This window comes from Kitasatospora sp. NPDC036755 (assembly GCF_040636595.1).
Taxonomy (GTDB): domain Bacteria; phylum Actinomycetota; class Actinomycetes; order Streptomycetales; family Streptomycetaceae; genus Kitasatospora.
The window spans coordinates 1-8,937 of record NZ_JBEZUT010000346.1 but is presented as its reverse complement, the minus strand read 5'-3'; the positions used below and the strand labels follow the sequence as shown (position 1 = coordinate 8,937).

The 8,937-nt window shown below is 74.9% G+C and carries 7 protein-coding genes and 1 pseudogene; 3 read left to right on the top strand and 5 right to left on the bottom strand.

Annotated features, from left to right (window positions below):
• Positions 1–43: 43 nt before the first annotated feature.
• Positions 44–817, bottom strand: a complete 774-nt coding sequence (locus AB0E96_RS34415; protein ID WP_359829730.1) for an isocitrate lyase/phosphoenolpyruvate mutase family protein — start codon at positions 815–817, stop codon at positions 44–46.
• A complete protein-coding gene (locus tag AB0E96_RS34410; protein ID WP_359829729.1) occupies positions 814–2,403 on the bottom strand; it encodes a hypothetical protein in 1,590 nt (529 codons plus the stop codon). Before AB0E96_RS34410 ends, AB0E96_RS34415 begins: the two co-directional genes overlap by 4 nt.
• Before the next feature lie 151 nt (positions 2,404–2,554).
• Here AB0E96_RS34410 and AB0E96_RS34405 point away from each other — a divergent pair, with 151 nt between their 5' ends.
• Positions 2,555–3,256, top strand: a complete 702-nt coding sequence (locus AB0E96_RS34405; protein WP_359829728.1) for a winged helix-turn-helix domain-containing protein — start codon at positions 2,555–2,557, stop codon at positions 3,254–3,256.
• Between the two features lie 49 nt (positions 3,257–3,305).
• Here AB0E96_RS34405 and AB0E96_RS34400 read toward each other — a convergent pair whose 3' ends face one another.
• The 3 genes and pseudogenes from AB0E96_RS34400 to AB0E96_RS34390 form a co-directional block, all read right to left on the bottom strand.
• Positions 3,306–3,815 (bottom strand): DinB family protein, encoded by a 510-nt coding sequence (locus tag AB0E96_RS34400; RefSeq protein ID WP_359829727.1) that lies wholly within the window; start codon positions 3,813–3,815, stop codon positions 3,306–3,308.
• Between the two features lie 51 nt (positions 3,816–3,866).
• Positions 3,867–4,664 carry a VOC family protein gene (locus AB0E96_RS34395; RefSeq protein ID WP_359829726.1) on the bottom strand — a complete coding sequence of 266 codons (798 nt, stop codon included), beginning with the start codon at positions 4,662–4,664 and terminating at the stop codon, positions 3,867–3,869.
• A gap of 372 nt (positions 4,665–5,036) precedes the next feature.
• Positions 5,037–7,274, bottom strand: a pseudogene (locus tag AB0E96_RS34390) (terpene synthase family protein); the annotation flags it as partial.
• A gap of 477 nt (positions 7,275–7,751) precedes the next feature.
• Between AB0E96_RS34390 and AB0E96_RS34385 the strand changes: the two are divergent.
• A complete protein-coding gene (locus tag AB0E96_RS34385) occupies positions 7,752–8,393 on the top strand; it encodes an HhH-GPD-type base excision DNA repair protein (protein ID WP_359829725.1) in 642 nt (213 codons plus the stop codon).
• A gap of 43 nt (positions 8,394–8,436) precedes the next feature.
• The gene (locus AB0E96_RS34380) at positions 8,437–8,721 is read left to right on the top strand and encodes a DUF2087 domain-containing protein (RefSeq protein WP_359829724.1); all 285 of its coding nucleotides are present in this window, start codon (positions 8,437–8,439) and stop codon (positions 8,719–8,721) included.
• Positions 8,722–8,937: the final 216 nt, after the last annotated feature.

Sequence of the window (8,937 nt, the reverse complement as noted above, 5' to 3'; positions counted from 1 at the left end):
CCGGGCCGGGTGCCCGGCTGCCGGCCCGCCTCCCGAACGGCGCTCAACTCCCGCTGAGCGCCTGCACCTCCGCGTAGCCCGGCACCGGGCCGACCGGCTCGCCGGCCGCGACAGCCGCCGCCGTGGCCACCGCCGCCGCCAGCGCGGCGCGGTACAGCAGCGAGCCGAGGCTGACCCGGGCCACCCCGAGCGCGGCCAGCTCGGCGAGGCCCGGGCCGGAGGGCGTCCACAGGATGTTGAGCGGGACGGCCACCGCCTCGACCAGTCGGCGGATCACCGCCTGATCGGCCGCCCCGGGCACGAACACGCCGTCCGCGCCGGCCTGTTGGTAGGCGTCCAGGCGTCGGAGCGTCTCCGCCTCGGGCGCGTCCTGCCCGCACCAGTAGGTGTCGGTACGGGCGTTGACGAACAGCTGCGGCGCGGCCGCCTTCACCGCCGCGATCTTCTCGGCGTGGCGGGCGGCCGGGGTCAGCGTGCCGTCCGCCCGGCCGTCCTCCAGGTTGATGCCGACCGCCCCGGCCCGAGCCAACTCCAGGGCCAGAGCGGCGACTTCACCCGGATCGTCGCTGAACCCGGACTCCGCGTCGACGCTGAGCAGGAAGCCGGCACGCCCGAGCCGGCGCGCCAGCCGTACGGTCTCCGCGCGGGTGGCGGCGGCACCGTCGGGCAGACCGACGACGGCCGCCACACCCAGGCTGGTGGTGCCGATCGCGGGGTGGCCCTGGGCGGCGAGGGCGACGGCCGAGGCGTGGTCCCAGGCGTTGGGGAGCAGCAGCGGGTGGCCGGGACGGTGGTGCAGGGCGGCGAAGGGGGTCATCCGGTCTTCTCCATCGGCTCGTTCGTACGGTTTCCGGTCGTGTGCGCCGGGCCGCCCGCGCGGGCGCCGGGGGCTCCCGTCACGGCCCCGGGGCCCTTCGCCGGATCTCCCGCCCGGTCGGCCGCACCCGTGACCGCGCCCGACGGGCTCCCGGCCGGGCCCGACAGGCTCCCGACCGCGTCCGCGTAGTAGTACCCGGCCCCGGAGACGTGATGGACGATCCGGCGGAAGCTCCAGCCCCTCCCCGGCGAGTCGTCCAGCCACTCGTCCGGCAGTGCGGCGACCCGCCGGGACCAGATCCCGGCCAGCCGGGTCAGCCGGCTGCGGGCCTCGTCCAGGTCCGCGGGGGTGAACGGGGCGAGATCGGCCGGGGTGGTGACGCCGGAGGCGTGCCAGTGGTCGGGCTCGGTCGGCTCGCCGACCAGTCGGGCCTCCAACTCGGCGAGGTGGTCCACGAGATGGTCCGCGATGCGTCGAACCGCCTTGTGCGGCGCGTAGGTCCGGCCGTCGGCGTTGACGATCGGGCGGCCGTCCCAGGCCGTCCAGCCGGCGGCCAGGGCGAGCACATGGTCGACCATGTCCGGTACCAGGGCGGCCAGTTCGGCCTTGCCGAGGTCCGGCTCCGACGGATCACCGACGGAATCACCGGCCGGATCGCCGGCGGAACCACCGGCGGACTCATCGGCGGACTCACCGGCCGGATCACCAGCGGGCTCGGCCGTGTCCGCCGGATCCGAAGCGCCGTACAGGATGCCCTCCGCGAGGACCACGGCCTGCGAACGGCCCGGGCAACTCCTGGGCGGGGCACCGAAGGTGAGCGCGACACCCTCCGGCGCCCCGGACTGGGCGGCGGCGATGTCGAGCAGGACCGGTGTCCCGGCCGGCACCGCGACCCCGCCGATCTCGGTCGCCCGGACGGCGAGCCGGCGCATGGTCCGCAGCGGCGGGTCCGTGCGCAGCACACCGGCGATCCCGTCCTCGTGCCGGCGGGCGCCCTCGACCAGCGCAGCGGTGGCGTCACAGGCCTGGACGAGCAGGCCGATCCGGTTCGCGGCCGTCTCCTCGTCCCGGTCCTCCATCGCGGGCAGCAGCCGGGCGACCGCCGCGTCCGCCGCAGGGTCGTCCGGAGCGTCGGCGAAGTACGCCCGGGACACGACGGCCACGTCACGTGCCACGGCGTCCGGGTCGGCCAGACCGAGCTCGGCCGCGAGCACCCGGACCACCCGCCGCCGGGTATCGGGATCGAAGCCGCCGGCCGCGGCCACCCGTAGCCGGTCCGGGTCCAGCCGCTCCAGGTCGGCCAGTACCAGCGCCCGGCGCCGGGCGTGCGGTTCACCGGAGCAGAACCGGGCGACGGCGGACCGCAGCCAGGCCACCGTGCCGGGGGCCGCACCGAGCGCGGCGGCCACACCGGGCGCACCGGGCGCGGCGGGCGGCGGGACCAGCGCCGGGTCGGCCAGCGCCGCCGTCACGTCGTCGTAACGGGAGAAGGTCACGGTCTCGTCGTGGCGGGAGGGGCCCCTGGTCGCGTCGTGGCGGGAGAGGTCCCTGGTCGCGGGGCCGGGGGCCGTCGTGGTTTCGCTCATGCCGCCATCGTGGCCCCGGGTCGTTTCGGTCCCGGCCGAAACGTGCCGGGGCGATCCTGGGGGCATGTCCCAGGCTCCGCTCCCCCACGCGGCAGCGCCCCCCTCCCCGCCCGGGCCCCCGCATCGCCCCCGGTGCCCCGACCATGGAGGCATGACGCTCGCCGCCTTCGCCGCCCTGCTCGCCGACCCCACCCGCGCCGCCATCTGCGTCGCGCTCCTCGACGGCCGCGCCTGGACCGCCGGCGAGCTGGCCCGGCACGCGCGCGTCGCACCGTCCACGGCCAGCGAGCACCTGTCCCGGCTGACCGCGGGCGGGCTGCTGGCCGAGGAACGGCAGGGCCGGCACCGGTACGTCCGGCTGGCCTCCCCCGCCGTGGCCACGCTGATCGAGGACCTCACCGCCTTCGCCGAGTCGGACTACCGCACCGGCCCCGCGACCGCGCCCCGCACCCTGGCCGAGGCCACCCGGACGAACGCCGAGGTCCGCGCCCGCACCTGCTACGACCACCTGGCCGGGCGCCTCGGCGTGGCCGTGTCGGACGCGCTGCTCGCCCGCGGCCTGGTCACCGAGGAGGGCGGGCTGGCCGTCACCGGGCGCGGCCGGGAGTGGCTGGCCGAGCAGGCGATCGAGCTGCCGGCGCGGGCGGGCCGCCGGGGCGGACGCCCGGTGGTGCGCAGCTGCCTGGACTGGTCTGAGCGCCGCCACCACCTGGGCGGGGCGCTGGGCGCGGCCCTCTGCCGGACCGCCCTGGACCGCGCCTGGGTGGAGCGGATCGGCTCCGGCCGCGCGCTTCGGGTCACCCCGGACGGCGGCCGGGCGCTGCGCGAACTCCTCGGTGTGGAACTGCCCTGACGACCGACCGCGACCGCTGGACCGTCCCCGGCCACCACCGGCGCACCGCTCAGCCCATCGACTTCGCCCCGTCCAGGGACTCCCGGATGATGTCCGCGTGCCCGGCGTGCTGCGCGGTCTCGGCGATCAGGTGCAGCAGCACCCGGCGGGCCGACCAGGTCGTGCCCGGCGGGAACCACGGCGCGGCCGGCAGCGCGTGGGCGAGGTCGAGGTCTGGCAGCGTCCGGACCAGCTCGTCCGTCCCGTGCGCCACCCGCTCGTACTCGGCGAGCAGCCCGGCCAGCGTGTCGCCCTCCGTCATCCGGAACTGGGCCTCCCAGGCGTCCGCGTCGCCGGGGCCGTGCTCGCCGTCCCGGCCCCGCATCGCCTCCGCGCCCCCGGTCATGAACCGCGCCCAGCGCGCCTCGACCGCCGCCACGTGCTTGATCAGACCGCCCAGGCACAGCGCGCTGGCCGTGGTGCGTTCGGCCGCCTGCACGTCGGTGAGGTCCCGGACGGTGCGCCGCAGCAGGCCGCGGTGCTTGTCCAGCGTCTCGACCAGTTCCTCACGCTCACCCATCGGCCGCCCCCGCCGTGCGCCGCGTCGACCGCCCCGCGGCCCGCCGCCCCATCAGACGTCCACCGTCCTCGGCTGCTCGCCGACCGTCCGTCCGAGGTCGATCAGCCCGAAGGCCGCGCCCTGCGGATCGCCGACCGCCGCGAAGCGGCCGAACGGACTGTCCATCGGCCCGACGTACACCTTGCCTCCGCCGGCCGTCAGCCGTCCGATCGCGGCGTCGACGTCGTCCACCGCGAAGTAGACGCTGATGTAGGACGGCGCCTCGGGCGGCAGGAAGTCGCCCTCCGCTCCCATCCGCCCCAGCACCGGCCGATCGCCGACCCGGAACATCCGGTAGTCGAAGTCCCCGCCCTCCATCTTCAGCACGCCGTACGGGAAGACCGCGGGGAAGAAGGCGTCCGCCTTCGCGGGCTCGCGGGTCACCAGCTCGGCCCAGCTGTACGCGCCGGGCTCGCCCTGCTTCTCGAAGCCCTCGTGCCGGTCGGCCTGCCAGACGCCGAACGCCACGCCCGCCGGGTCCCTGGCGATCACCATCGTGCCGAAGTCGCCGACCCGCATCGGGCCCATGACCACCTCGCCGTCGTTGGCGCGGATCCGCTCCGCGGTGGCCGCGGCGTCCGGCGAGGCCAGGTACAGGCACCAGGCGGACCGGGCCTGTGCACCGGGCATCGGCGGCACGATCGCGGCGACCGCCCGGCCGTCGGAGTACGCCTGGGTGTAGTTGCCGTACTCCGACGAGCTCTCGCCGAAGGTCCAGCCCAGCACATCGCCGTAGAACGCCTTCGCGCCCTCCAGGTCGGTGAACATCGCGTCGGCCCAGCAGGGCGTGCCCTCAGGTAGCGCAGCCATCTCTCTGCCCTCGTGTGTGGCGAAGTGCGCGCGCCGGGAGGGCGCCCGCCCGCCCCCGGTTCGCCAGCCTAGCCATGCCGCGGCGCACCCGCACGGGATGGCCCGCGCGGGTGCGCCGATGCCGCCTCGGCCCCCTGCTGCCCCGGTCTGCCTCCGCCCCGGTCAGCCGCCCGCCGACAGCCGCAGCGAGGCCGTGCCCAGGCCGGTCGGGCCGAGCGGCACCGTGCCGGTCGGGACGGGGGCCTCCGGTCCGCCCGGTGCGGTCGGTGCCGTCGGTGCCTCGGCGGCCGCCGCCGTGGCCGCCCGACGGGCCCGCGAGGCCTCCGCCAGGTCCCGTTCGGCGCCGAAGTGCCGTTCCAGGTCCACCGGACCGTACCGGCGGCAGTCCCGGTGCCACCCGAGGATGCCGGCGAGCCAGTTCTCCAGCTCCACCACGTATCCGTCGAGCAGCTCCCGGGCGGCCTGGTCCAGCCCGAAGTCGTCCTTCAGCACCGGGAGTTCCTTCTGCGCGACGTGCTGGAACTGGCCCAGTCGCGCGTGCATCAGGTCGTCGACGATCCGGACCGCCGATTCGTAGTCGCAGTTGAAGAAGTTCTGCACCACCAGGACGGCGTTGTTCAGGTCGCCCTCGTACTCGACCTCCTTCTGGTACGAGAAGAGGTCGTTCATCATGCACGCGTAGTCCATCGCGGAGTTCTCCAGCGCGCGCATCGAGCCGTGGTCGTGCACCTCCGGCGGCGCCGACTCCCCGTGGCCGAGGCGGGAGAGGCTGGTGGTCAGCTCGGAGCCGAAGGTCGAGCGGCGCATCTCCAGGTAGTCCACCGGGTCCGGGATCCGGTTCTGGATCCGGTTGGCCAGCTCCCAGATCCAGCTGTCCACCATCGCCTCGACCGCCGTCCGGAACCGGTCCCTGGCCTCGACGGTCATCGGGCCGGCGGTGCGCTCCCAGAGGTCGGCGAGGCCGCGCTCCAGCGCGTTGGCGGGCTCCGGTGCGGGGGCGCCGTCCACCGGCATGAACAACGACAGCCGCGCGTTGGCGGCCTTCGCGCCGCCCAGGTCACGGGTGTGCCCGAAGGCCCGGGGGTAGTAGTCGTCGGCCCAGGTGCCCCAGGCCAACCAGGCTGAGGCGATGTCGAGTTGGTCGGCCGTGGCGTCCGGGTGGATGCCGGCCGCGCACAGCGCCAGGTCGTAGTCGCGCATCGACGCGGCGTCCCAGACGCCGGACGCGGGGTCGCCCGGCTCCGCCGAGAGCAGTCCCATCCGGTCCGCCCACTCGACCACGCGCTCCCGGGCACCGTCCAGGTGGGGGCTCAGCCGGAGCTCGTACGGCAGCCTGAACTCGGGCAGCCTGGAGGGCCCGACAGCCTGGTACGGCACGTGGCCGTACGACCGCGCCCGCCGCTTCTCCTGGCCCGCCGCGCCCCTGGCGACCGCCGTCGCGGGCATCCCCGCCGAGGCCTCCGGGTCTGCCGGGCTCGCCGGGGCCGTCATGGCGGTGCTGCGCAGGATGTCCAGCGCCGAGGTGCCGATGCCCCCGATCGCGTACTGGTCCCACCAGTTGCCGGCCCCGGCCCCGCCCGATCCGGGCGTCACCCCACCACCCGACCCCCCGGCCGTGCCACCACCGTTCATGTACCGGCTGGAGCGCAGGTGCCACTCGTGCCCACCGGACTGCCAGTCCTGGAGGCCCTTGACGTACGCCGTCACCCGGGCACGGCCCGCCGGGTCCAGCCCGGTCTCGGCGAACAGCACCGGCAGTTCGGTGAACACGGTGTTCTCGAACTGCTGCAGCCGCGAGGTGAGCAGGTCGTTGACCGCCTCGGCGGCCTCCTGGGTGGAGCACTCCAGGAACCGCTCCAGCACCAGGATGCCGTTGCTCAGCTCGCCCTCGTCCTCCACCTCCCGCTGGTACGAGAAGATGTCGTTGCGCAGGTGCACCCCGTCGGAGAAGGCGTCCATCAGCACCCGCAGCGCCCGCGAGCCCGACACCTCCTCCGGCACCTCGGCCCCGGCCGCGTACTCGACCAGCTGCGCGGACCAGGGCGCGCCGCCGACCTTGCGGCGCATCTCGATGTACTCGACCGGATTGGCCACCCGGCCCTCGTTGATGTTGGCGAGCTCCCACAGCGACTCGTCGAGCAGGTTCCGGGTGCTCCTGGCGAACCTGCTCCGCCAGTCCTCTCCCATCGCCGGCACCGTGCGCCGCCACAGGTCGGCCAGGCCCGCCTCGACCGGGTTCTCCGGCTCGGGCGGCTCGGCGGCGGGGTCGGTGGGCATGAACAGCGGCAGCCGGTCGAGGTGGGCCTTGCCCGCCTCGCGGTCGTTGGTGCGCTTGTACATGTCGAGGAAGTGGTCGTCGAAGAAGAAGACCCACACGTACCAGTCGGTGACCAGCGACAGCGCCTCGGCGGAGGCGTCGGGGTGGGTGTACGCGCAGAGCAGCCCGTAGTCGTGCGCCTCCAGGTCGGCCTGATCCCAGATTCCGGACCCTTCCAGCATCCCCATCTCCCGGGCCCAGCCGGTGGAGTGGGCCCGCGCCTCGTCGAGATGGGGGTTGAGACGCGCCGGGTGCGGCACGTAGAAGGACGGCAGGGCGAACGGCTGGGTCACGGCGGGCGGGCCTTTCTGGACGCGTCGATTGGACCAAGGATGACGTGCCGTCAGCTCGCCGCACCGACACAACAGAATTAGTCATATGAAATGACTCGCTGCCCCCACGCAGAACCACTCACCCGGCCGAGCGCCCCCCAACTCCCCCCACGCCCCCACGCCCGCCCCCGTACCCACCGACACCGCCGACACCACCGGCACCGCCGGCATCACAGGGGCCGACCGCGATCGCTCGTCCCCGGCGGTGCCGGTGCGGCGCACAGGCGCGGGCAAAAAATATTCCGCACCACCCCGCCGCCGGCCCGCCACGCCGTCGCCTCGGCCCCCGGCAACCGCTCCGCCAACGAACAAAGCAGCTCTGCCAAGGCCTTGAACAGACAAGACTTCCCCCGCTACGGGCGTGTTGACCGCGTACGCCAACGCCGCTTCCACCAGACTGGGCGCCGACCCGACGTCAACTCCGAGGAGGGCAAGCCCATGAACGTCACCGTTCGGCTCGCACAGCAGCCCGAGGCCGACGAGCTGCTCGGACGCAGCGCGCTCGCCGCGCTCGTCGGCATGCTGCTGGACCAGCAGGTCCCGATGGAGTGGGCGTTCACCGGCCCGCTGACCATCGCCCAGCGCCTCGGCCACGACGACCTGGACGCCCACGAGATCGCCACCTACAACCCGGAGGAGTTCGTCGCGCTCCTCTCCGCGAAGCCCGCGGTCCACCGCTACCCGGCCGCGATGGCCAAACGGGTGCAGCAGCTCTGCCAGTTCCTCGTCGCGCAGTACGACGGGGACGCCGCCGCGCTGTGGAAGAACGTCCGCACCGGCAAGGAGCTGCTCAGCCGGCTCAACGCCCTGCCCGGCTTCGGCAAGCAGAAGTCGCAGATCTTCCTGGCACTGCTCGGCAAGCAGTACGGGGTGCGGCCGGAGGGCTGGCGCGAGGCGGCGGGGGCGTACGGCGAGGAGGGCTCGCACCGCTCGGTGGCCGACATCACCGGCCCCGAATCACTCACCCTGGTAAGGGAGTTCAAGCAGGAGACGAAGCGCGCCGCGAAGGAGGCCAAGGCCGCCGCCAAGCCGCGCACCACCACCCGCGCGACCGTCGCCGCCCCGACCGGCGCGCGCTGAAAACCGGTTGCCCGGACCGGCTCCGCCGGGTGACGCTCCCGGCATGACCGCAACCACCTCGGCCCGACCGGACGTGTCCGCCCTCTTCGGCCCGGACGGGCGGCTGATCGCCGTCCCCCGCAGGGCAGCCCGCCGGGAGCAGCTGCTGGTCCACCTCGCCGGCACGCTGTTCGAGCCCGACCGTGCCTACACCGAGGCCGAGGTCAACGCCGTACTGCGCACCGTGCACGACGACGCCCCCGCCCTGCGCCGCTACCTCGTCGAGGCGGGCCACCTCGCCCGCCCCAGGGACGGCAGCAGCTACCGGCTGGTCCCCGGGCCCCGCTGAGGCCTTCCCGCCCGGGCGCCGCCGCGGCCGCCGCGCGGACCGCACACGGGGCGGCCGGCTCCCCCGGTACGCGACGCGGGCCCCGGCCGCGACGTGCGACCGGGGTCCGGGGCCCGGGGGCGGAACCTGCCCGTCAGAGCAGAACGGGCTCCCGCTCCTCCTCCGCGCCGGACACGGCTCCGGAGCCGGACGCGGAGCCGGCCGCGGAGCCGGCCG

What these genes read in the sequence shown, in the direction of transcription:
- AB0E96_RS34415 (WP_359829730.1), bottom strand. Translation starts at nt 817, where the DNA reads ATGACCCCCTTCGCCGCCCTGCACCACCGTCCCGGCCACCCGCTGCTG.
- AB0E96_RS34410 (WP_359829729.1), bottom strand. Translation starts at nt 2,403, where the DNA reads ATGAGCGAAACCACGACGGCCCCCGGCCCCGCGACCAGGGACCTCTCC.
- AB0E96_RS34405 (WP_359829728.1), top strand. Translation starts at nt 2,555, where the DNA reads ATGACGCTCGCCGCCTTCGCCGCCCTGCTCGCCGACCCCACCCGCGCC.
- AB0E96_RS34400 (WP_359829727.1), bottom strand. Translation starts at nt 3,815, where the DNA reads ATGGGTGAGCGTGAGGAACTGGTCGAGACGCTGGACAAGCACCGCGGC.
- AB0E96_RS34395 (WP_359829726.1), bottom strand. Translation starts at nt 4,664, where the DNA reads ATGGCTGCGCTACCTGAGGGCACGCCCTGCTGGGCCGACGCGATGTTC.
- AB0E96_RS34385 (WP_359829725.1), top strand. Translation starts at nt 7,752, where the DNA reads ATGAACGTCACCGTTCGGCTCGCACAGCAGCCCGAGGCCGACGAGCTG.
- AB0E96_RS34380 (WP_359829724.1), top strand. Translation starts at nt 8,437, where the DNA reads ATGACCGCAACCACCTCGGCCCGACCGGACGTGTCCGCCCTCTTCGGC.